The organism is Arthrobacter sp. E70 (assembly GCF_058266945.1).
The window spans coordinates 183,134-205,802 of the sequence record NZ_JBYQFR010000006.1 but is presented as its reverse complement, the minus strand read 5'-3'; the positions used below and the strand labels follow the sequence as shown (position 1 = coordinate 205,802).

Genomic DNA, 22,669 nt, shown 5'->3' with positions numbered 1-22,669 from the left:
ACAGTCCATTCCAGCGCAACAACGAAGGCACACCCTATGTCCGACGGCACGTCCAGCGGCACCCCGCTGACCTGGCTCGCGGAGCGACTCCAGCAACCCTTCCACCGGAACGGCCGGCCCACCCGCCTGCACCCCGCGGCCGTGTGGGCCGAGGCCAGCAACACGGCTGCCCTTGCCCTGACGCCTGCATGGCACGCCGTCCGGGACACCTGGCTCAAGTACGCCTGGCCGGTGCTGTCCGTGGTCAGCATCCTCGGCTGGTCGGTCCTTGCCGCCGCCATCCTGCTCTGGGCAACCGGGCAGGCATTCGGGTGGCAGGAAGCCACGGCAGCGGCCATCGCGGCGTTCGCCATGTTCATCATCGCGGTGGCCTTCATCCTGGGACGCTCGTCCTACGGGGTGGTGCTGGACCTCGCCCGGACCCGGGTGGCAGTGGGGGACAGCGCCGTCGGCAGCATTGCCGTGTCCAACATGTCTGCCCGGCCGCTGCTGCCGGCCGCCCTGGAGCTGCCGGTGGGCAGCACCACTGCCGTCTTCCACCTTCCCCGGATGAAACCCGGCCAGGTCCACGAGGACCTGTTCACCATCCCCACCGCCCGGCGCGCCGTCATCGTGGTGGGGCCGGTACGCTCCGTCCGGGCAGACCCCCTGCACCTCCTGCGCCGCCAGGTTCTGTGGACGGACCCGGAGGACCTCTTCGTACACCCCCGCACCGTTGCCCTGGCCGGTTCCGCCGCAGGTTTCATCCGGGACCTGGAAGGCATGCCCACCACGGACCTGTCCAGCGCCGACGTCTCCTTCCATGCCCTGCGCGACTACGTTCCCGGCGATGACCGCCGGCACATCCACTGGAAGACCACCGCCCGCACCAACAAGCTGATGGTGCGCCAGTTCGAGGAAACCCGCCGCGCCCACCTGGCCATCTCGCTGTCCATCAACACCGAGGAATACGCCTCCGAAACCGAATTCGAAATGGCCATCTCCGTGGCCGCCTCCATCGGACGGCAGGCCATCCGCGAGCAGCGCGAACTCGACGTCCTCACCCAGAAAGGGCCGCTGCGCTGCGAAACCGGGCGCAACATGCTCGACGACATGACCCGGATTGTGGGGGCACCCATGCGGCGCACCGCCGTCGACCTTGCCCGGACCCTGGCGGACACCGTCCCCAACGCCTCCGTGGTGTTCTTCGTGGTAGGGAGCAACGTCACCGCCACCCAGCTCCGCTCCGCGGCAGCCTCGGTCCTGCCCGGCGTGCGCAGCCTGGCGGTCCGGGTGGAAGCCGGCGCAGCACCCACCCGCGCCAACATCGCGGACCTGACCGTCCTGACGCTCGGTGACCTGAGCGACCTTGCCATCGTGCTGAGGAAGGCGGCCGCATGAGCACCGCAACGGGCACCTCCCCACACCTGCAGCCCCCGCGGACCCGTACCAGCCGCAAAGCCGCCAGCAGGGACTCCCTTTTCGCGGACGGCCAGCCGCCGTGGCACTTCCTGCTCGACGCCGGAGCCCTGGTGGTCCTGCTGGGGCTCGGCCTGCTCGGCTTTGGACTGAGCTTCGGCGGGGACCCCTACTACTTGCTGTCGGGATTCGGCGGCATCATCCTGGGCCTGGCAATCGGCGCAGCCAACGCCCACCTGCGGCTGGGGCTGCTGATCACCAGTGCCCTGGCCCTCGGCGTGTACCTGGTCCTGGGAACCTGGCTGGCCGTCCCCGACGCGGCGATCGCCGGCTTCGTGCCCAGCCTGGAGTCCCTTCGGACCCTGCTCCTGGGCATCGTGTTCGCCTGGAAGGACATGCTCACCGTAGGGGTCCCGGTGGGAACGGCGGGCGGTGTGCTCATCGTCCCGTTCCTCAGCAGCCTCGTGACGGCGCTGGTGGCAGCGGTCCTGACCTGGCGGGCCAGAAGCCCCTACTTGCCCCTCCTGCCGGTCCTGGTCCTCTTCGTCACCGGAATCGCTTTCAGCACCAACGCCGCGTTCCTGACGCTGGAGCGGGGGATCGGCCTGACGGTCCTGGGCATCGCCTGGGCCACCTTCCGCCGCGATGCCCTGCGCCGGAACAACACCCGGCGCGTGTCCGTCAACTCTCCGCAGACCGACTCCGCAGCTGCCCGGCGCGCCAGGATCCGGAGGCTGGGCATGGCCGCGGGCGTGATCGCGCTGAGCGTCGGCGTCACGGCAGTGTCTGCCCCGCTGGTGAGCGCCGGCGACGAACGGAAGGTCCTCCGGAACGTGGTGGTCCCGCCGTTCGACCCCAAGGACTACATCACGCCCCTGGCCAGCTTCCGTACCTACGTGAAGGACAAGAAGGACGACACCCTGTTCGTGGTCAAGGGCCTGCCACGGGACGGCCGGGTGCGGCTCGGCGCCCTGGATGCCTTCAACGGCACCAACTACAACATGGATCCGAACGGTTCCGGCAACTTCAGCAAGGTGGGGGACGCCAAATCCATCAACACCCTCGCCGATGCCTCCGGCGTGGTCCCAACGAATGACTACTCGATCAGCATCAGCATCGAGGACTACCAGGGCTACTTCGTTCCCGGTGGCCGCAAGACCACCGGCATCAGCTTCGGCCAGGGTGGCTCCGCCGCGGCCTCCGGCCTCTACTTCAATGCGGGCACGGACACGGCCGTGACCACCAAGGGGCTGTCACGAGGCGATTCCTACAGCGTCCAGGTGTCCGACCCCGTCAGGCTCGAACACGGCCAGCTGACGCAGTACGACTTCGCGAAAGTCTCCCTGCCGGATCCGCTGGAGGTACCACCGGTGGTCGGCTCCCAAGCCAACGACCTGTCCGCGGATGCGCCCACGGCCATCGACAGGGTCCGCCAGATCGAGGCGCACTTCCAGAAGACCGGCGCCTTCAGCAACGGGCTGGTGAGCGAGGGGCAGCTGCCCAGCGTCTCGGGCCATGGGTCAGCGCGGATCCGGAACCTGTTGACGGCCAAGCAGATGCTCGGCGATGACGAGCAGTACGCCGTCGCCATGTCCCTGATGCTCCGGCACCTGGGCATCCCGTCCCGCGTGGTGATGGGGTTCTACCCGGAACCGACCAGCCCCGAAAACGGCGCCGGCGAGGTGAAGATCACCGGAAAGGACGTCCACGCCTGGGTGGAGGTCGCGTTCGAGCGGGTGGGCTGGGTCAGCTTCGACCCGACGCCGCCGAAGGACAACATCCCCATCCCGCCGGACCCCGAAAACAAGTCCAAGCCCAAGCCGCAGGTGTTGCAGCCGCCGCCCCCGCCGCAGGAGCCCGCGGACCTGCCGCCGGACTCCTCGCCCGACGCGCTGGACGCGGACCAGAAGAAGAACAACCCATGGCTGTTCTGGGGCGCCCTCCTGGGTGCGCTGGGCGTCGTGGCAATCCCGCTGGCGATCCTGGCCCTGCCGCTGCTGCTGATCGCTTTGCTCAAGGCACGACGCCGGAAGTCGCGTTTCAGCGACGGCCATCCGGCCCAGCGTGTGGGCGGAGGATGGAGCGAGGTGGTGAGCCTCGCCACCGACCTGGGCGCCGCCGTCGACACCCGCTCCACGCGGCGCGAGAGCGCTGCCGTGCTGGCCGAGGCGTTCCCGGCGACCCAGGGCACCACCACCATGCTGGCGCGCCGGGCAGACGCCTCCATTTTCGGCGCCGGGGAGCCCACCGAGGAAGAAGTCCGCGAGTACTGGACCATCGTTGACGGTTCCCTCAAGGAAATGACCTCCTCCATGGGCTTCTGGCGCCGGCAACAGGCACGGTTCTCACCGCGCTCGCTGCTGGCCGATGCCCGAACGGCAATGGACTCCGGCAAGGGGTTCAGGCTGCGCGGTACCCGCCTGGCGCTGCCGACGGTGCCCGGGATCCTTGCCGCGCGCCGCCGTCGAACGTCCGGCAGTTCCACGCCGCCGCAAGGACATAGCCAGCCGTGACCTCCGACGCCGAACGCTGCCCGCGCTGCCACCAGCACGTCCGCGCGGGTGCCACCTTCTGCACTGCCTGCGGCGCGCCGCTGCCCAACCGGGCGGCGCGCCGCCCCCGCACTCCCGGCCCGGACGGAAACGCCAGCTTTGACGCGGCACAGGGAGCGGGGCCCGCGCATGCACCGGGGATTCCCGGTACTATCCCGGTAGTGGAAAGGCCCCCGGCAGTCCAGCCGGCAGGCTTCGCAGCCGCTCCAGGGGGAGGAACGGGAATGGCAGTGAACCTTCAGCTTGTTCCGGCTACGGCGGGCAAGCGCCTTGGTGCTGCCGTCATCGACTGGCTGCCCGCCCTGGCCGTACTGGTGGTGACCTTTGCCATCGGCTTCGCCGGAATCACCCGGACCCGAAGCGGCGGGTTCATTGTCTACGACACCTCCTCCCTGGTGCTGTTCGGCGGCATCGGGCTCGGCGCGACCCTCGTGTACCTTTTTGTGCTCCTGGGGCTGGAGGCCCGCACCGGCAAGACACCGGGCAACCTGCTCATGGGGATCCGCAGCGCCGATAAGGACGGCTACGCGCCCGGCGCCGGCGGTGTCTTCCTGCGCGGACTGATCACCGGCGCCGGTGTCCTGCTGGCCGTGGTGGCCGCGGTGCCCGTGGTGGTTTTCAGGTGGTTCGATGCCGCGCTGTTCATCCTTGGTCCGCTGCTCCTGCTCGGTGCGGCGTGGGCTGTGCTGGTGGTGGTCTCCAACCGGTGGGACAAGGACGGCGGCCTGCGCGGCTGGCACGATGCCGCCGCCAAGACGCTGGTCTTCGACGTCAAGGCCGGCCGCGACCCGATCACCACGGGCGGCATCCAGGGCCCCTACAGCTTCGCGCCGCTGGACCTTCCGCCCGTCCAGCAGGTGGTGTCCCCGGTGGCAGGCGCATCCCAGGCTCCGGTTTCCCATACTCCGGTTTCCCATACTCCGGGTCCCCAGGCCCCGGCATTCCGGCCGGTTCCCCGCAACGCCCCTGCGCCGTCCGCGACCATGCCGTCCCAGACGATGCCCTACACCAGCCCCGCATCCTTCGCGCCGGCAAGCCCGGCTGCGCAGGCTTCCCCGGCACAGCACGTTGACGACGACGTCGAGCGCACCCAGGTGCGCCCCGGTTCCGGCGGCCCCGCCCCCATGGCGGTCCTCCGGATCCGGCTGGACGACGGCCGCGACTTCCAGCTTGACCGCAGCGTCTTGGTGGGCCGCAACCCGGTGGGGCAGGCCGGCGAGCAGCACGCGCAGCTGCTGGCCGTGGACGACCCCGGACGCTCGATCTCGAAGACCCACCTGCACCTGCTCACCGACGGTGCAGGAATCTGGGTGACCGACCGCCAGTCAACCAACGGCAGCGCCGTGACCACCCCCGACGGCCTGCGCACCACCCTGGTGCCCGGCGTCCCCACCTTTGTCACCCCGGGATCCAGCGTGCATTTTGGAGACCGTACCTTTTACCTAGGACAGGCATGAATCAGCACCCCGCCAGTGTTCCCCCCACCACCGAGCCGGGGCCGGGCCCCAGCCTCACCTACGGCTACGGGACGGACCGGGGACTCCGCCGGGAACTGAACGAGGATTCCTATATCGCATCCGACCCCATCTTCGCGGTGGCGGACGGGATGGGCGGCCACGAGGCCGGCGAGATCGCCAGCGGGCTGTGCGTGCGCGCCCTGGCGGCCATGCCGCAGCTTGCCACGGGGGAGCGGAGCATCACCGCTTCCGTGCTCCAGCAGTACCTGGTGCGCGCGGACAACTCCATCCGCGAAGCCACCGGAGCCCGCGCGGGCACCACACTCAGCGGGGCGGTCGTAGTGGAGCAGATGGGCATGCCCTACTGGCTGGTCATGAACATCGGCGACTCCCGGACGTACCGGCTCAGCCAGGGACGGTTCGAACAGATCAGCGTGGACCACTCCGAGGTCCAGGAGCTCGTGGACGCCGGGGAGATCACGGCCCAGGAGGCCACCGTCCACCCCCGCCGGCACGTGGTCACCAGGGCCCTGGGAACCGGGGACGAGACGGAAGCGGACTACTGGCTCCTGCCAGTGGAGGAAGGCGACCGGCTCCTGGTCTGCTCTGACGGACTTACGGGGGAGCTCGGCGACGAGGAAATCTTCGGCATCCTGAGTACAGTGGCACAGCCCCAGGACGCGGTGGATGCGCTCATCCAGGCCGCCCTCCGCAGCGGCGGCCGCGACAACGTCACCGCCATCGTGGTGGACGCCCGGAACGTGGCGAACGACGACGGAACCGGCACCACCGCGCCCCGCTACGGCTCCGACGAGGGCGACGAGGTCACGCTGCCGCGTCCACAGGCCACGGCCGTGACGCAGCCCCTGCCCGAACAGGACGCCGCTGGCGCCAGCCAGGACGGGGAGTTGGGCGATGACCGCCGCTAGCTACGTTCCCGGCACCTGGCTGGGCGTCGTCCGTTCGCAAACCGCTGTGCTCCTGGGGCCGGGGACGCCGCCGGAACTGGCCGGGGCAGTATGGGACCTGCTGGCCGGCCGGCCGGCGGTCCACGAGGTCCTGGCCGCAGTGACCAGCAGCTCCGGCGGTTCGCTCGCGAAGATCCCGCCATTCGGCATTCTGGACTTCGACGGGCCGCTGCGCGTCTTCCTGCGCGGCGACCTTGAACTCACGGTGGACTCGCCCGACGGGCCGGTTGAGCTCGACGGGCGCGACGTGACCACCTGGAACGAGCGCAGGTTCGCCGCTCCGGGCGGCTGCCGTCTGGCAATCGCCGACGCCGGGGTGCCGGGCCAGCCCGTGTTGCCGCTGGGCGAAGGCGTGGTGTTGCTGCAGGCGCTGGCACTGAACGCCCAGTCCGGTCCCGCCGCCGTCGGCGCAGCCCCTGCTGCCGTTTCTGTCCCGGCCGCGTCACCGGCTCCGGAGGGAGCAGTGTTTGCAAGCGTCCCGGAAACGGCGGAATTTTCCGACGGCGGGACACCCTTGCCGGGTGCTGCCGGGCCAGGTGTTGCTGAGGTGGCGGATGGCCGCAGCGCGCCTGTGCCCGCCGCAGCTGTTCCGGAGGAGGACCTGCCGGAGATCACCCTCCTGCCCGAGCATGGAGTGTCCGCCGAAACAGTGGTGGGCGTGCTCGACGACGACATGGACTTCGGCGAGGACGTACACGCTGGCCCCGGCGAAGGAGACGCTGCCGCAGGCCGGGAAGGCCAGGAGGACGCGTCCCCGGACCAGGCAGCCGCAGCCGCACCATCCGCAGGGGCCGCCGCACAGCAAACTCCCGTGAACGAGCAGACCACCTCCTACGACCACCTTTGGGACCGTACCGTCATGCGGAACATCGAGGATGCCGCCGTCCGGGAGGATCCCGAAGCTGATGCCGCCGAAGGTTCAGGACAGGCCGTTGCCCTGCCCGCCGCCGGCCCACAGGATGCCCTGGAGCCGGCGCATGCCCTGAAGCCGGCACAAGGGGAACAGGTGGACGGCACAGCCTCCGGGAACCAACCGGGCGATGGAATTCCGCAGGCGGACGAAGCCAGTGCCGGCACCGACGGTGCCGTCGCCGGAACACACGCGTCCCGGGTGGAGGGGGTTAACCCCGAGAGCCAGCAGGCGGCAGAGGCAGGCGGGAATGCTGCTCCCCGTCCTGCCGCAGGCGTGCTGATCGACTCTGTTCCGTGGCGCACCGGCGGGAGCTCCGACCCGGCGCCGTCTCCTGCCCCGGCCCCGCCGGCACTGCCCACCCCGCCAACACCGGGCACCCCAGCAACACCGGGCACGGCGCCAATACCGGGCGCCCACGGGGGCGTGCCAACGCGCGGTTCTGACGCGGCCCCGGACGCTGGCCCAGGCATTGAATCAGGCGTCGAGCTGGATTTCGACCCCGACCACGACGGCCAGACCGTCATGAAGGGAAGCCTTCCGGGCCTGTCCGGACAGCAGCGGCCAGCCGCCGCCCGGGTACCCGACGACGCCGGCGGTCCACTGGTGCTGGCACGGGTATGCGCGCAGGGCCACCCCAACCCGCCGACGGCCGCCCAGTGCGCATGCGGTGCCGCCCTCCTGCCTGACGCCGTGCAGGTGCCCCGGCCCCGGCTGGGGCGCATGCGGCTGTCCACGGGCGAGCTGCTGGACCTTGACCAGTCGATGGTGATTGGCCGCCAACCGTCCGTGTCCCGGGTGCAGGGTGGGGTCATGCCCCGCCTGGTGCAGGTGGCCAGCCCCGGCGGCGACATTTCCCGGTCCCACGTCGAAGTGCGGCTCGAAGGCTGGCACGTGATGCTCTGTGACCTGAAGGCCACCAACGGCACTGTCCTGGTCCGCGAAGGGCAGCCCCCGCGGCGGCTGGCCCAGAACGAGATGGCCATCCTGCTCGACGGCGATATCGCCGAGCTGGGCGAGAACATCTCACTGCGTTTTGAGGAGATTCCGTGAGTTCCAAACGGCCAGTAGCGCCGCCGCCCCGCATTCCGGGGTTCACCTACATCAGCCTGCTGGGTTCCGGCGGATTCTCCGACGTCTACCTCTACGAGCAGGACAGGCCGCGCCGCAAGGTGGCCGTCAAGGTGCTGCTCTCGGACCTGAAGACCGAGGGCGCGCGCCGCCGCTTCGAGTCCGAGGCCAACCTGATGGCCCAGCTGTCCTCGCACCCCTACATCGTGACCATCTTCGAAGCGGAAGTCACCGACGATGGGCATTCCTACCTGGCCATGGAGTACTGCTCCCGGCCCAGCCTGGACGTGCGGTACCGCCGCCAGCGCTTCAGCGTGGACGAGGTCCTGGCCGTCGGCATCCAGGTGGCCTCCGCCGTCGAAACCGCCCACCGGGCCGGCATCGCCCACCGCGACATCAAGCCCGCCAACATCCTCGTCACGGACTACAACCGGCCCGCGCTCACCGACTTCGGTATCTCCGGCACCCTTGCCGGTGACAGCGACGACGACAGCGGCATGTCCATCCCGTGGTCCCCGCCGGAACAGTTCCGGGACGGCAGCGTGGACGGCGTCATGGTGGACGTCTGGGCCCTGGGCGCCACGCTGTATACACTGCTGGCCGGCCGCTCGCCCTTTGTGATGCCCGGCGCCGACAACTCCCAGCGCGAACTGATCAACAGGATCAGCAACGTGGCACTGCCGCGGCTGGGCCGGGCGGATGTGCCCGAATCGCTGGAACTGGCGCTGGCCACCGCCATGGCCAAGTCGCCGCAGTCCAGGTACTCCTCGGCGCACGCCTTCGCCCTGGCCCTGCAGCGGATCCAGGCCGAGCTCAACCTTTCCGTCACCCCGTTCGAAGTCCTGGAGGAGCCCCAGCAGGAGGAGAGCCAACCGGACGACGGGACCGAGGACACCCGCGTCCGCAGCATCGCCGCGATCGACCCCGAACGCACCGGCAGCGCCCCGACCTTCCCGGCACGGACCGGCCCCAATGGACCCGCCCGGGAGGTCCCGGCGTCGCGCGTTGCCCCGCCCGCCGCCGGGCCGCCTGCGACGGACGAGCGCGGCACCCGCACAGCGCACGACCGCGGCAGCCGCGCAGCGCACGACGGCGGCCCCCAGGAATGGGCGCAGGCGACGGTCCTGCGCAGCGTTGGCGGCGGCGCCCCGGCGGCTGCCGAGGCGCCGAACGACGGCTATTCCGCGGACACGACCATCCACCGTCCCGCCCGGGTGGAGGAACCCGTCGAGGACGAGCGCTCCGGCGCGGACCATGGCAAGCGCAACCTCTGGCTTGCCATCGCCGGCGGCACGCTGCTGGCGCTCGCCGCCGTCGTTGGCCTGGTGGTGGCCAACGCCGCGCCCGGCACCCCCAAGACAGTGGCCACCCAACAGGTGAGCAAACCGCCGGCGGACGCCCTGGACAACGGCACGGTGCCCGACGTCGAAGGCCTCGCCGGCACCATCGCCGCCGACGGCAACGCATCCTTCACTTGGACCAACCCGCAGCCCAAGGACGGCGACAGCTACAAGTGGCGGGTCTACACCATCGGCGGCGGGGGAGAGTTCCAGGCCATTGCCCAGCCGCCGGTGAAGGTCAAGGCCAACCCCTCGGGGCAGACCTGCGTCCAGGTCATGATCGTCCGCTCAGACGGCGCGTTCTCGCCCATGGAAGCGGCATCGATCGCCTGCGCCGGCCCATGAGCCGGCCACCGGCACCACGACATCACCAGCACTCCGGCTACCGGAACAGTTCTGCCCTGAGGAGGCACAGATCATGGGGGATCTAGCAATAGATTTCTGTGGCGAATGGTACGAGCCATCGGACGAGGACGTTTTCAACATCGGCCGCGAAGGCGACCTCGAAGTGGACGACAACCCCTACCTCCACCGGCAGTTCCTGCAGGTGGCCCGCTACGACGGCATCTGGTGGCTCAGCAACGTCGGCAGCATGCTCTCCGCCACCGTGGCGGACGCCTCCGGCGGGATGCAGGCCTGGCTTTCGCCCGGCGCCCGGATTCCGCTGGTTTTCAGCCACACCAACATCATCTTCACGGCCGGGCCCACCACGTACGAGTTCGCCGTGCACCTGAAGACCCGTCCTTCCGCCAGGAGGCGCGCGAGGGTACCAGCAGCGGTGACACCACCATCGGTCCGGTGGTCTTCACCGACGCCCAGAAAGCGCTCATCGTCGCGCTTGCCGAACCGGTGCTCCGCCGCGAAGGCACCGGTTTCAGCACCATCCCGTCCTCCGCCACGGCCGCCAAGACCCTGGGCTGGGCGCTGACCCGCTTCAACCGGAAACTGGACAACGTCTGCGACAAGCTGGACCGGGTGGGCGTCGTGGGACTGCGCGGGGGAGGCGGCAAGCTCGCCACCAACCGGCGCGCCCGGCTCGTGGAGCACGCCGTGACCACCCACCTGGTGACCGCCGATGACCTGTACCTGCTGGAGAAGATGAGGGGCGTGGACGAAGGATGAGGATCCGGCTGACACTCCGCCGGGAACCCGCCGACGCCAAGGACCTGGCCGTCACGGTTGACGGCCTGGCCACCGTGGCGGATATCGCCACCATCCTGTGGGCCGCCGACCCGGACCGCAAGGGAACCCCGGCACCGGAGAACCTCTCCCTGCGCATCGACGAAGCATTCGTCGGCGCAGGCATCAGCGGCAACGTCCTGGACCGGGAGGACAACCTGCTGGAGTCTGGCCTGCGTCCTGGTTCCGTGGTATCGCTGGCGCAGGTCAGCGGGCAGTTCCACGAGCCGGGCGCCAGCCGGGGGCCCGCCGCCGCCACGCTGCGGGTCCTGTCCGGGCCCGACGTCGGCCGCGAATTTTCGCTGCCCACCGGCACCAGCTACATCGGCCGGGACAGGGACGTGGACATCCGCCTGACGGACCCGCTGACCTCCAAGCGGCACGCCCGCATCACGGTGGCCGAGGGCATCGAAATCGTGGACACCAACTCGGCCAACGGGCTCCTGATGGACGGGCTTCCCGTCACCCGGGCAACCCTGAACTCCTCCGACACGGTGACCCTGGGCGACACGACCGTGACAGTGGTTCCCCTGGGGCATAACCAGGCGGCAGCGCCGACGTCGCCCCTGGTCAACTTCAACCGGTCCCCGCGCGTGGTTCCCCGGTTTGAACCGGCCAAGAGGGTCCTGCCCGCCGGGCCCAGGCGCCCCGAGGACCACCCCTTCCCGTACATCATGCTGGTGGCGCCCCTGATGATGGGTGCCATCATTTTTGCCGTCACGCAGAACATGCTCTCGGTGGTGTTCATGATGATGATGCCGCTGTTCATCGTGGGGCATTACGTGGACCAGAAGATGCGGACCCGGAGCCAGCAGAAGGAACAACTCAAGCAGTTCCGCGCCTCCATGGCGGCGATCCGCCAGGACCTGACCGGGCTGCAGCAGGTGGAACGGGCCGTCCGGCTGCAGGAAGCGCCGTCCGTCAGCGACACCGTGGACGCCATCTACAAGCTCGGACCGCTCCTGTGGACCCACCGGCCGGAGCACAACACGTTCCTGGGGCTGCGGTTCGGGCTGGGGACCGCGCCCTCCCGGGTCCCGCTCGAAGAACCGTCCAGCAACGACACCGAAGTCCAGTACAGCCGCGAAATCCAGGACTGCCTTAGTCAGTTCAGCGAGATCGAGGGCGTCCCGGTGGTCTCCCAGCTGCGCACGTCCGGGGCTTTGGGCATCGCCGGGGCCCGCGGCCTGGTGGACGATGTTGCCCGCGGCATGGTGCTGCAGCTGGTGGGCCTGCATTCACCGGCCGAGGTGGTCCTGACTGCCATCACCTCCGCCCAGTCGCGTGAACGCTGGAACTGGCTGCAGTGGCTGCCGCACGTCGGCTCGGGCCACAGCCCGCTTGCCGGTGACCACCTCGCCGCCGGATCCGCCGGCGGTTCCTCCCTGCTGGCACGCCTCGAGGATCTGGTGGAGGCCCGCGAAGCCGCCGCCAAACGGCCGGGCCCCGAGCTGCGGCCCGGCCTGGACCCGGCCAAGCACGAGGTGGAGGAACCGGTCCTGCCGGCCGTCCTGGTCATCGTGGAGGACGACGCCCCCGTGGACCGCGGCCGGCTCACCCGGCTGGCCGAACGCGGACCCGATTCCGGCGTCCACGTCCTGTGGGTGGCCACCGACCTCCAGGCCCTTCCTGCCGCCTGCCGCGACTTCATGGTGGTGGACGGTGACCACGGCACCACCACCGGGCAGGTCCGCCTGGGCCGCCACACCTACCCCGTCAGCTGCGAAAGCGTGGACGCGGACCTCGCAGGGCAGCTTGCCCGGATGCTGGCACCAGTGGTTGACGTGGGCAAACCCGTCAACGATGACTCCGACCTGCCGCGCGCGGTGTCCTACGCCACCCTGATCGGCAAGGACTTCCTGGACAACCCGCAGGCCGTGGCCGAACGCTGGACGGAAAACAACTCCGTGCATGCCAGCGCCGTGCCAAACCGCAAGGACAACGGCACGCTGCGCGCCCTGGTGGGCTCCAAGGGCATTGAGCCGCTGTACCTGGACCTGAAGAACGAAGGGCCGCACGCCCTGGTCGGCGGTACCACCGGTGCGGGCAAGTCCGAGTTCCTGCAGTCCTGGGTGATGGGCATGGCCGCCGCCTACAGTCCCGACCGGGTCAGTTTCCTGTTCGTCGATTACAAGGGCGGCGCCGCTTTCGCCGACTGCATCAACCTGCCCCACACCGTGGGCCTGGTGACCGACCTTTCCCCGCACCTGGTGCGGCGGGCCCTGACATCGCTGCGCGCAGAGCTTCACTACCGTGAACAGCTGCTGAACCGGAAGAAGGCCAAGGACCTGCTGGCGCTCCAACGCGAGGCGGACCCTGATGCGCCGCCGTACCTGATCATCATCGTCGACGAGTTCGCAGCCCTGGCGAACGAGGTGCCGGAATTCGTGGACGGCGTGGTGGATGTCGCCGCCCGCGGCCGCTCCCTGGGCCTGCACCTCATCCTGGCAACCCAGCGTCCCGCCGGCGTCATCAAGGACAGCCTCCGGGCCAACACCAACCTGCGCGTCGCGCTGCGGATGGCCGACGAGGACGATGCCACGGACATCCTGGGCGTCCCGGACGCCGCCTACTTCGATCCCGCCATCCCGGGCCGCGGCGCGGCCAAGACCGGGCCGGGCCGGATCCAGGGCTTCCAGACCGGCTACGCCGGCGGCTGGACCACGGACAAACCCCAGCGGCCACAGGTCGACATCGTGGAAATGGCGTTCGGGTCCGGAGCCAGCTGGGAAGCGCCGGCGCCGGAAAAACCGGTGGCCGCCGAACCCGCCGGCCCCAACGACATCGCCAGGATGACCACCAATATCGTCCGGGCCGCCGACGCCCTGGCCATCACCCCGCCCCGGAAACCGTGGCTGGACGAACTGGCCAAAACCTACGACTTCTCCAAGCTGCCCAACCCCCGGACGGACGAACAGCTGCTGCTGGGCGTCGCCGACGACCCCGTGCACCAGGACCAGCCCACCGTGTTTTACGAGCCGGACAGGGACGGCAACATGGCCATCTACGGCACCGGCGGTTCCGGCAAGTCCGCGGCCCTGCGCGGCATTGCGATCGCCGCTGCCGTGACGCCGCGCGGCGGCCCGGTGCACGTGTACGGCATCGACTGCGGCTCGGCCGGCCTGCGGATGCTCGACGAACTGCCCCACGTGGGTGAAATCATCGACGGCGACGACGTCGAGCGGGTCGGGCGGCTGCTGCGCCTCCTGCGCGACGTCGCTGAGCAGCGCGCGGCCAGGTTCGCCGAGGTCCGGGCCTCCACCATCGTGGAGTACCGCAGGCTCGCCAACCGGCCGGACGAGAAGCGGATCTTCGTGCTGGTGGACGGCATGTCCGCGTTCCGGGAAGCCTACGAGCACAGCAAGCTCTCCGGGCTCTGGGACATCTTCCTCCAGCTCGCCACCGACGGCCGCACCCTCGGAATCCACCTGGTGGTGACCGGGGACCGGCCCAGCGCCGTCCCCGCGTCGCTGCTCGCCTCGATCCAGCGCCGGCTGGTCCTGCGCCTGTCCTCGGAGGACGACTACATCTCCCTGGACGTGCCCCGCGATGTCCTGTCCGCCACATCTCCTCCGGGCCGCGGGCTGCTCGACGGGCTTGAGGTCCAGCTGGCCGTCCTGGGCGGCAACTCGAACCTGGCCCTGCAGGCCCGCGAAGTGCACAAGCTCAGCGAAGCGATGCTGCGCCAGGGGCTGGACACGGCACCCGGAATCGAACGCCTCCCGGAGCAGGTGGACCTGGACGTCCTGCCTGCCGGCACCGCGGACCTGCCGGTCATCGGCGTGGACGACGAGTCCCTGCAGCCGGCCGAAATCATGGCCCGTGGTCCGCTGCTCCTTGCCGGCCCGCCGGGTGCCGGACGCACCGTGGCCCTGGTGACCCTTGCATATGCCTTGCGCCGTTCCAACCCCGGAACAGAGCTGATCTACCTCGGGTCCCGCCGGTCCGCCGTCGCATCCCTTCCCATCTGGAGCCGCTCCGTGGTGGGGCCGGACGACTTTGCCGAGGTGGTGGAGGACCTGGTGGAACATTCCACCGGGAACCCCGGTGCGCTTGCGTTCTTCATCGAAGGGCTCACCGAGTTCACCGACACCATTGCGGAGTCCGGGATGGCGCAGCTGGTGACGGCGTCACTTAAGGCAGACCAGTGGGTCATCGGCGAGTCGGAATCCTCCACGTGGTCCTCCGCCTGGCAGCTTGCCCAGCCGTTCAAGTCCGGCCGGCGCGGCCTGCTGCTCAACCCCGGCGATATCGAGGGGGACAGCCTGCTGAACACGTCCTTGGGCCGGGTTAGCCCGGACTTCATTCCCGGCCGCGGGTACATAGTGGGGCGCGGCAAAGCCCGGAAGATCCAGGTGGCGCTGCCGCCGGAAAACAGGGACTGAAGGGTACCAAACCCGGCGGCCGCAACGTCACCGGATTTGCGGCCGTCCGGAAGGTATAGAAGACTCGTGCGGGACCCAGAAGGCCGCGGACGGGGGGATCCGTGGGCGTCGAAAGGTAACAATGCCCCCCTCCTCCCCAGCAATCCCGGCTGTCCCCGCAGCCCTGTCCGCCGCGGTCCTCGCGCTCGCCATGGGGCTGCCGTCGGGTGCGCCCGCGGTGGCCGAGTCGCCGGACCCTGCCCCCGCCGCCACCTCAGCCGCGCCGACCCCCACCACGGACACGGCTCCGGACAGGACGGCAGACGCCCGGCCGGACAAGCCAAAGTTCACCGATCCGCCCGGGCAAGGCTCCCCGGTCCAGCCGCCGGAACAGCCCGCGGATCCCGGCACCCCGGCGCCGTCAACCACCAGCAAACCGCGGACGGCGCAGCCCGCCCCGGCCCAGCCGGACCCCGCTGCGCCCAGTGAGCCGGCAGCCGACGCCACCCCGACCGTGCCCGCCACGTCCGCAACGGAACAGCCGTCCACGCCGGCCGCACCGTCGTCGGAATCCAACTGGAACAAGCCGGTCAGCAGGTCTCCCAGCCAGGCCGGCCGCCTGGAGCGCTCCGGCGCATCAGGCAGCGATGCCCCCAGCCTGGCCGTTCCCGCCGGCATCCTGCTGCTCAGCCTTTCCGCAGGTGCCTTTGCCTGGTGGGGCAGGAACAGGCTACGGGCGCACTGACAAGCCCGCACCGCGCGCAGGTGGCAGGGTGCAGGCTGGCCCTGCCAGCTGATTGTCGGGGGCGTAGGGCAAGATAGGTCTGTGAGCACAGGACCAGGCCCCGCAAAGACCGACACCCGTACTGCAACGCCGGACGAACCGGAAACCGTCCCGGCCGAGTCCGTCCGTGAGGAATACGAAAACCTTGCGGACCTCGTGCGGAAGTACCGCTTCGCGTATTACCAGGAGGATGAGCCCCTGGTGTCCGATGCCGAGTTCGACACCCTCTTCCGCCGCCTCGAAGAGATCGAGGCGCTGCACCCCGAGCTGGTGGCGAACGATTCCCCAACCCAGGAAGTGGGCGGCGAGGTCTCCGCCGCGTTCGCGCCCGTGGAGCACCTGCAGCGGATGTACAGCCTGGAGGATGTTTTCTCGCTCGAGGAGCTTGAAGCCTGGCTCAACAGGGCCGAGGCCAGCGTCGAGAAGCTGGGCGACGGGGCCGCCAGGGCCGCATGGCTGACCGAGCTGAAAATCGACGGCCTGGCCGTCAACCTGCTTTACCGCGAGGGAAAGCTGGTGCGCGCCGCCACCCGCGGCGACGGAACCACGGGCGAGGACATCACCCACAACCTGCTGACCATCCAGGAGATCCCAAGGGACCTGCGCGGCACCGGTTTCCCCGCCGAGATGGAAGTGCGGGGCGAAGTGTTCATCCCGTCCAAGGCGTTCGCGGAGTTCAACGAGGCACTGATCGAAGCCGGCAAGGCGCCGCTGGCCAATCCCCGGAACGCGGCCGCCGGTTCGCTGCGGCAAAAGGACCCGGCCGAGACGGCCAAACGGCCATTGAAAATGTTCGTCCACGGCATCGGCGCCCGCGAAGGACTCCAGTCCCGCAGCCAGTCCGAAACGTATGAACTCCTCAAGGAATGGGGCCTGCCGGTCAGCCCCTACTTCGAGGTGCTGCAGGGCCGGGAGGAAATCCTCGGCTTCATCAAGCGGTTCGGCGACCAGCGCCACAAGCTGCTCCACGAGATCGACGGCATCGTCATCAAGGTGGACGATTTCGCCACCCAGCGTGCCCTGGGCTACACCACCCGCGTCCCCCGCTGGGCCGTGGCCTACAAGTATCCGCCGGAGGAGGTCCACACCAAGCTGCTGGACATCCAGGTCAATGTAGGCCGCACCGGGCGGGTGACTCCCTTCGGCGTGATGGAGCCGGTCAAGGTGGCCGGTTCCACCGTGGAGATGGCCACCCTGCACAACCAGGACGTAGTGAAGGCCAAAGGCGTCAAGATCGGCGACATCGTCATCCTGCGGAAGGCGGGGGACGTCATCCCCGAAATCGTGGGCCCGGTCCTTGCCCTCCGCGACCAGCAGGACCCGCCGGTGCGGGACTTCGTGATGCCCACCGAATGTCCGTCCTGCGGCACGCCGCTTGCCCCGGCCAAGGAAGGGGACGTGGATGTCCGCTGCCCCAATTCCAGGTCCTGCCCGTCCCAGCTCCGGGAGCGGGTGTTCCATGTGGCCGGCCGCGGCGCGTTCGACATTGAGGCCCTGGGCTGGGAGGCGGCCATCGCCCTCACCCAGCCGGCTGAACCCGAGGTGCCGCCGCTGACCTCCGAAGCCGGGCTCTTCGACCTCACCCCGGAGGACCTGGCCGGCGTCCGCATCCGGCGGGAGAAAAAGTCCAAGGGCGTTCCCACCGGCGAGTACGAACTGGTGCCCTACTTCTACAGCAAGGGCACCGCCAAGTCGCCGTCCAAGCCCACCGCAACGACGCAGAAACTGTTCAAGGAACTGGAAAAGGCCAAAACCCAGCCGCTCTGGCGTGTGCTGGTGGCCCTTTCCATCCGGCACGTAGGGCCCAGGGCATCGCGTGCCCTGGCCCAGGCGTTCGGCAGCATGGACCGCATCCGGGCAGCGTCGGAGGAGGAACTGGCCCACGTTGACGGCGTGGGGCCCACCATCGCCGCCGCGCTCAAGGAATGGTTCGCGGAAGACTGGCACGTGGAGATCATCGACCGCTGGGCCGCCGCAGGAGTCCGCATGGAGGACGAACAGGACGAGTCCATGCCGCGCACCCTTGAGGGGCTTACCGTGGTGGTCACCGGCTCGCTGCCCAACTTCAGCCGGGACGAGGCCAAGGAAGCCATCCTGCTCCGGGGAGGCAAGGCTGCCGGCTCCGTGTCGAAGAACACCAGCTACGTCGTGGCGGGGGAAAGCGCCGGCAGCAAGCTGGACAAGGCGGAGCAGCTGGGCGTCCCCGTGCTGGATGAGGACGGCTTCCGGCAGCTGCTCGACGGCGGACCCGCCGCCTTGGGGTCCGCAGCAGCCCAAGGGGCAGATGCGGACGCGGATGACGACGGCAGCGAGGAGGCCGCCATCCCGGCCGCAGTTGAGGAAACGGCATGAGCACCCCTGCCGAACTTCTGGAAGTGGCAAAGCAGGCAGCGGCCGCGGGCGCCAAAGTGCTTGCGGGCCGGACAGCGGAGGGCCTGGACGCCAGCAACAAGGGGGCTGCGGGGGACTGGGTCACGGCCTTCGACCTGGCCGCGGAAAACGCCGTGCGTGAGGTCATCATGGCGTCGCGTCCGGCGGACAGCATCACCGGCGAGGAGCACGGAACCACCCGTCCGGCGGATCCCACCGGCTACCGCTGGTCCATTGACCCTTTGGACGGCACCACCAACTTCATCCGGAACATCGTCTACTACGCCACTTCGGTGGCCGTCGCGGATGCCGACGGCGTCTGGCTGGCCGGCGTCGTCAATGCTCCGGCGCTGCGTCGGGTGTACTACGCTTCCCGCGGACAGGGCGCCTGGCTGGAGGAAGGTGGCACCGTGACGCGACTGGAAGGCCCCGACTCCGGCCGAACGGGCCAGATCCTGGCCACCGGGTTCAGCTACGATCCCGCCGTCAGGGCCGAGCAGGCCTCAGCCCTCGCCGGGCTGATGGACGGTTTCGCCGACGTCCGGCGGCTCGGTTCGGCGGCCCTTGACCTGTGCATGGTGGCTGACGGCACCCATGACGCCTACGGCGAGCGGGGGCTTAACGAGCACGACTTCTCCGCCGGTGCGCTGATTGCCGAGGAAGCCGGCTGCTGGGTCCGGCGGCCACGGCTGACCAGTCCCCTCGCCGGCGGGCCCACCGACGACGAGCGCCTGGACGCCTGGACGTGTGCCGCCAGCCTGGAACTGTCCGGCAAGTTCCCGCTCTGACCGGTCGCAACGGAAGCCCGGGCCATGGCGGTTCTGATAGTTCGGTCACGGAAAGCACGGTTTGCCGCAGTAGGGGCGTAAACCGCCACTACCATTGATGGGTGCAGCCGCAGATCACCATCCGTCCCGCCGTCGAGGCCGACTTCCCAGCCATTGCCCGCATCACCCGGGACTCCTACCTCTCCGCCGGCTACTTCGACGACGCCGCACACCCCTACATGATGAAAATCATGGACGTGGCCGCTCGCGCGGCACAGGCCACCATCTGGGTAGCCGAACGCCGGAGCACCGTCATCGGCTCGGTAACGCTGGCCGTTGCAGGCCAGCCGTACGCGGACATCGCGCAGCAGGACGAGCTCGAATTCCGCATGCTGGTGGTGGACCCCGCGGTTCAGCGCAGCGGCGCAGGCCTGGCGATGGTGGACGCCATCCTCAACCATGCCAGGACCCTGCCCGGTATCCGTGGGGTGGCCCTGACCACGGGCGAAACGTGGGAAAGCGCCCATGGCCTGTACCGCAAGACGGGCTTCCAGCGGGTGCCGCACCGTGACTGGTTCGTACCCGGAACCGACACAAAACTGTTGGTTTACCGGCGCGACCTGTAGCAGCCCTACAGTGGTGGCGACCCATTCCAGTTTTGAAAGGCCCACCCATGCGCAAAACCTTCGGCACCGGCTCCGTCTGGGAACAGACCCTTGGCTACTCCCGCGCCGTCCAGGTGGACAACACCCTCTACATCTCAGCCACCGCCGCCAGCGGTGACGAGGGCATCGTCGGTGATGACTTCTACACCCAGACGCAGTACATCCTGCAGAAGCTCGGCAAGGTCCTGGCCGACGCCGGCTTCGGCTACGGGGACGTGGTGCAGTCCAAGCTGTACCTGACGGACATCAGCAAGTGGGAGGAAGCCGGGAAGGCCCACGGCGAAGTGTTCGGCGAGATCCGCCCCACGCTCTCCCTGGTGCACGTGCTGCCGTTCCTGGATCCCAAGATGCTCGTCGAGATCGAGCTCGTCGCCCAGAAGAGCGCGTAGTTTTCCCTGCGTTACCTTGCCGGCAGGCCGTATCGGTGCTCCGGCCTGCCCGTGGTTCCGTAGCGCAGCTGGATGTCCACGGCGCCGTCGTCCGCCAGCGAGGACAGGTAGCGCTGCGCGGTGGCCCGCGAGACGCCCACGCGCGCGGCCACCTCGGCGGCTGAGTACTGCTCGCCAGGGGCCAGGGACTCCAGCACCGCCGCTTCGGTTGCAGAGCGGGGTTTTGACGACGGCGTGACATCGCCGGGGATCAGCGAACGTTTCGCCCGTTCCACCGCCTCCTGGTCCAGCGCACCCGGCTGGCCCAGGAGGCGCCGGTACCGGGTGTAGGAGCGCAGCTGCTGCGACAGCGACTCAGCGGTGAAGGGCTTCAGCAGGTAGCCCAGGGCGCCGCGGCGGAAAGCCACCCGGACGGACGCGGCGTCTGAGGCCGCGCTGAGGATGATCGTGTCCACGTCCAGTTGCTGCAGGAGGTCCAGGCCGGACGCATCCGGCAGGTAGACGTCCAGCAGCGCCAGGTCCGGGCGCAGGCTGTGGATGGCCTGCAGTGCCAGGGACGCCGAGCCGACGGGGGACAGGGCGAGGAACCCTGCCACCGAGTCGACATAGGCGGCGTGCAGCTTGGCCACGTGGAAGTCGTCATCAACGATCAGGACCCGAAAATCCTCAGCCATTCCCATCCTTTCCGGCTTCCCCCAAGATCTTGGCGGCGGGGTTTCCCGCCGTTGTGTGCGGCAGGGTGGCCATGAACACCGCTCCCGGCCCGCCCCTGGTCCCGCGCTCCAGCACCTTGACGTCGCCGCCGCGGCGGCGGGCCAGCTGGCGGGCCAGGGCCAGTCCGAACCCTTGCCCGCCCCCGGCGCGGTTGTATCCGGAAAGCGCGCCGGATGCGGTGGTGAACCCTTCGGCAAACACGCCCTCCGGATCGGTCCCCTCGGCCAGGCCGTCACCCGAGTCTGCCACCACCACGTGCAGCGTACCGCCGTCGTCGCCCGGCTCATCCAGCACCTCAAGCTCAACCCAGCGGTCGGTCGCCGACCCCGCGACTGCGGCGTTGACGGCGTTGTCGATCAGGTTGCCCAGCACCGTGGTCACGTCCTGGGCTTCGGTGACGTACCCGCGGACGAGCGTTTCCGGCCCGATCCGAAGGGCCACGCCGCGCTCGTCCGCCTCAACACCCTTGGCGCCAACGAAGGCCTGCAGGTACGGGTCCTGCAACAGCTCGGCCTGGTCCACCGGGAACTTCAGCGGTCCCGTGGCCGCGAGCCGGGCCAGGTAGTCCCGTGCCTCCTGGTGCTGGCCGATGCCCAGGAACCCGGCGAGGGTGTGCAGCTGGTTGGCGAACTCGTGCCGCTGGGCGCGCAGCGCGGTGGACATGGTCCCCACCGCGTCCAGCTGGCGGGTGAGCTCCTGCAGTTCCGTGCGGTCCCGGAGCATGATCACCCAGCCCAGGTCCTCGCGTCGGTGCACCGCCTTGCGGGCATTCACCACCAGCACCCGCCCGCCGGCAACGAGCTCCAGGGCATCGGCACCGGGAGGCATGCCTGCACCTGGACCCGCGGAGCCTGGACGCGCGGAGCCGGGCCGGGTCAGAACCTTCAGCTGCTCCGGTAGGGGAGCTTCGTCCCACGGCCTGCCGGAGAGGTCGGGAAGGCCCAGCAGCCGCTGCGCCGCTGCATTGAAGACGCTGATCCTGCCGTCGGCACTGACGCCGATCACGCCGTCGTCCACGCCCTGCAGCACCGCCACCTGGTCATGCACCAGCGTGCTGATCTCCTCCGGCTCCAGCCCCAGGGTGAGGCGCTGGAGGCGGCGGCGCAAAAGGAAGGACCCCAACACCCCGGCCAGCAGGGCGCCGGCGGCCGTCAACGCCACCGGGCCGATGTCACGGGCCACGCTCTGGCCCACCGTCTCCATCGAATAGCCCACGCTGACCTCGCCCACCACCGTCGTGGTGCCGGGTGCGTACACCGGAACCTTTGCCCCGGCCGAGGGGCCCAGCGTTCCGGTGTTCCGGGTGGTGACTTCCTGCCCGGAGAGCGCCTCCGACGGGTCCGTGCTGACCTTCTCGCCGAGCCGCTGGGGATCCGGGTGTGCCAGCCGGATCCCGGTTTCATCGGTGATCACCACGAACAACGCTCCGGTCCTGGTCCGCGCTGCCTCGGCGGAGGCCTGGAGCGGGCCGGCCAGCAGCTCGGACGCCGGGGGAGTGCCGGGCTGTGCGCTGATGGCAAGGACGTCGGCGCGCACCTCAGGGTCCGAGGCGACGGTCCGGGCCAGCGTCAGCGCCTGGTTTTCCGCGTCACTTCCCACCCGGTCGTAGGTGAGCCAGGCGTGCACGGCGGCGCTGAGCAACACCACCAGCAGCACCACGGCCAGCTGCAGCAGGAGCGTCTGGGTGGAGAACCGCAGCGGCTGCCGGGACACGGATCGCTGCATTCATCCTCCTCGACGG

General features: G+C 69.5%; 14 protein-coding genes and 1 pseudogene. 13 read left to right on the top strand and 2 right to left on the bottom strand.

All coding sequences use genetic code 11. From position 1 onward, the window contains the following. Window positions 1-36 precede the first annotated feature (36 nt). The 13 genes and pseudogenes from AC3IMC_RS09810 to AC3IMC_RS09750 all read left to right on the top strand — a co-directional run bounded on the left by AC3IMC_RS09810 (window position 37) and on the right by AC3IMC_RS09750 (window position 20,214). Window positions 37-1,380 (top strand): DUF58 domain-containing protein, encoded by a 1,344-nt coding sequence (locus AC3IMC_RS09810; protein WP_490918328.1) that lies wholly within the window; start codon window positions 37-39, stop codon window positions 1,378-1,380. Next, window positions 1,377-3,911 (top strand): transglutaminase-like domain-containing protein, encoded by a 2,535-nt coding sequence (locus AC3IMC_RS09805; protein WP_490918326.1) that lies wholly within the window; start codon window positions 1,377-1,379, stop codon window positions 3,909-3,911. The genes AC3IMC_RS09810 and AC3IMC_RS09805 overlap by 4 nt, the downstream gene beginning before the upstream one ends. Beyond that, window positions 3,908-5,407 carry an RDD family protein gene (locus AC3IMC_RS09800; RefSeq protein ID WP_490918324.1) on the top strand — a complete coding sequence of 500 codons (1,500 nt, stop codon included), beginning with the start codon at window positions 3,908-3,910 and terminating at the stop codon, window positions 5,405-5,407. Before AC3IMC_RS09805 ends, AC3IMC_RS09800 begins: the two co-directional genes overlap by 4 nt. Next, window positions 5,404-6,336: a PP2C family protein-serine/threonine phosphatase gene (locus AC3IMC_RS09795; protein ID WP_490918323.1), complete on the top strand. Its 933-nt coding sequence runs from the start codon at window positions 5,404-5,406 to the stop codon at window positions 6,334-6,336. The genes AC3IMC_RS09800 and AC3IMC_RS09795 overlap by 4 nt, the downstream gene beginning before the upstream one ends. Continuing rightward, window positions 6,323-8,338: an FHA domain-containing protein gene (locus AC3IMC_RS09790; protein ID WP_490918321.1), complete on the top strand. Its 2,016-nt coding sequence runs from the start codon at window positions 6,323-6,325 to the stop codon at window positions 8,336-8,338. The genes AC3IMC_RS09795 and AC3IMC_RS09790 overlap by 14 nt, the downstream gene beginning before the upstream one ends. Continuing rightward, entirely contained in the window at window positions 8,335-10,041 is a 1,707-nt protein-coding gene (locus AC3IMC_RS09785) for a serine/threonine-protein kinase (RefSeq protein ID WP_490918320.1), read from the top strand. The genes AC3IMC_RS09790 and AC3IMC_RS09785 overlap by 4 nt, the downstream gene beginning before the upstream one ends. A gap of 73 nt (window positions 10,042-10,114) precedes the next feature. Beyond that, window positions 10,115-10,818, top strand: a pseudogene (locus AC3IMC_RS09780) (hypothetical protein). Then, complete coding sequence (locus tag AC3IMC_RS09775; RefSeq protein ID WP_490918319.1) at window positions 10,815-15,260, top strand: type VII secretion EssC family protein; 4,446 nt, start codon at window positions 10,815-10,817, stop codon at window positions 15,258-15,260. Before AC3IMC_RS09780 ends, AC3IMC_RS09775 begins: the two are co-directional and overlap by 4 nt. A gap of 121 nt (window positions 15,261-15,381) precedes the next feature. Then, the gene (locus tag AC3IMC_RS09770) at window positions 15,382-15,984 is read left to right on the top strand and encodes a hypothetical protein (protein WP_490918317.1); all 603 of its coding nucleotides are present in this window, start codon (window positions 15,382-15,384) and stop codon (window positions 15,982-15,984) included. 81 nt (window positions 15,985-16,065) lie between these two features. Then, window positions 16,066-18,375: an NAD-dependent DNA ligase LigA gene (ligA, locus tag AC3IMC_RS09765; protein WP_490918316.1), complete on the top strand. Its 2,310-nt coding sequence runs from the start codon at window positions 16,066-16,068 to the stop codon at window positions 18,373-18,375. Next, window positions 18,372-19,181: an inositol monophosphatase family protein gene (locus AC3IMC_RS09760; protein ID WP_490918315.1), complete on the top strand. Its 810-nt coding sequence runs from the start codon at window positions 18,372-18,374 to the stop codon at window positions 19,179-19,181. The genes ligA and AC3IMC_RS09760 overlap by 4 nt, the downstream gene beginning before the upstream one ends. Window positions 19,182-19,282: 101 nt before the next feature. Then, window positions 19,283-19,786 (top strand): GNAT family N-acetyltransferase, encoded by a 504-nt coding sequence (locus AC3IMC_RS09755; RefSeq protein ID WP_490918314.1) that lies wholly within the window; start codon window positions 19,283-19,285, stop codon window positions 19,784-19,786. Window positions 19,787-19,833: 47 nt separating this feature from the next. After that, window positions 19,834-20,214 carry a RidA family protein gene (locus AC3IMC_RS09750; protein ID WP_490918313.1) on the top strand — a complete coding sequence of 127 codons (381 nt, stop codon included), beginning with the start codon at window positions 19,834-19,836 and terminating at the stop codon, window positions 20,212-20,214. 11 nt (window positions 20,215-20,225) lie between these two features. Here the strand turns inward: AC3IMC_RS09750 and AC3IMC_RS09745 are convergent, their stop codons facing one another. Further along, window positions 20,226-20,888: a response regulator gene (locus AC3IMC_RS09745; RefSeq protein WP_490918312.1), complete on the bottom strand. Its 663-nt coding sequence runs from the start codon at window positions 20,886-20,888 to the stop codon at window positions 20,226-20,228. After that, window positions 20,881-22,653: a sensor histidine kinase gene (locus AC3IMC_RS09740; protein ID WP_490918311.1), complete on the bottom strand. Its 1,773-nt coding sequence runs from the start codon at window positions 22,651-22,653 to the stop codon at window positions 20,881-20,883. The genes AC3IMC_RS09745 and AC3IMC_RS09740 overlap by 8 nt, the downstream gene beginning before the upstream one ends. Window positions 22,654-22,669 lie beyond the last annotated feature (16 nt).

Excerpts from the sequence above, each read along its gene's own strand:
- AC3IMC_RS09760 (WP_490918315.1), top strand. The coding sequence starts at position 18,372 with ATGAGCACCCCTGCCGAACTTCTGGAAGTGGCAAAGCAGGCAGCGGCC.
- AC3IMC_RS09750 (WP_490918313.1), top strand. The coding sequence starts at position 19,834 with ATGCGCAAAACCTTCGGCACCGGCTCCGTCTGGGAACAGACCCTTGGC.
- AC3IMC_RS09805 (WP_490918326.1), top strand. The coding sequence starts at position 1,377 with ATGAGCACCGCAACGGGCACCTCCCCACACCTGCAGCCCCCGCGGACC.
- AC3IMC_RS09740 (WP_490918311.1), bottom strand. The coding sequence starts at position 22,653 with ATGCAGCGATCCGTGTCCCGGCAGCCGCTGCGGTTCTCCACCCAGACG.
- AC3IMC_RS09790 (WP_490918321.1), top strand. The coding sequence starts at position 6,323 with ATGACCGCCGCTAGCTACGTTCCCGGCACCTGGCTGGGCGTCGTCCGT.
- AC3IMC_RS09745 (WP_490918312.1), bottom strand. The coding sequence starts at position 20,888 with ATGGCTGAGGATTTTCGGGTCCTGATCGTTGATGACGACTTCCACGTG.
- AC3IMC_RS09775 (WP_490918319.1), top strand. The coding sequence starts at position 10,815 with ATGAGGATCCGGCTGACACTCCGCCGGGAACCCGCCGACGCCAAGGAC.
- AC3IMC_RS09770 (WP_490918317.1), top strand. The coding sequence starts at position 15,382 with ATGCCCCCCTCCTCCCCAGCAATCCCGGCTGTCCCCGCAGCCCTGTCC.
- AC3IMC_RS09810 (WP_490918328.1), top strand. The coding sequence starts at position 37 with ATGTCCGACGGCACGTCCAGCGGCACCCCGCTGACCTGGCTCGCGGAG.
- AC3IMC_RS09795 (WP_490918323.1), top strand. The coding sequence starts at position 5,404 with ATGAATCAGCACCCCGCCAGTGTTCCCCCCACCACCGAGCCGGGGCCG.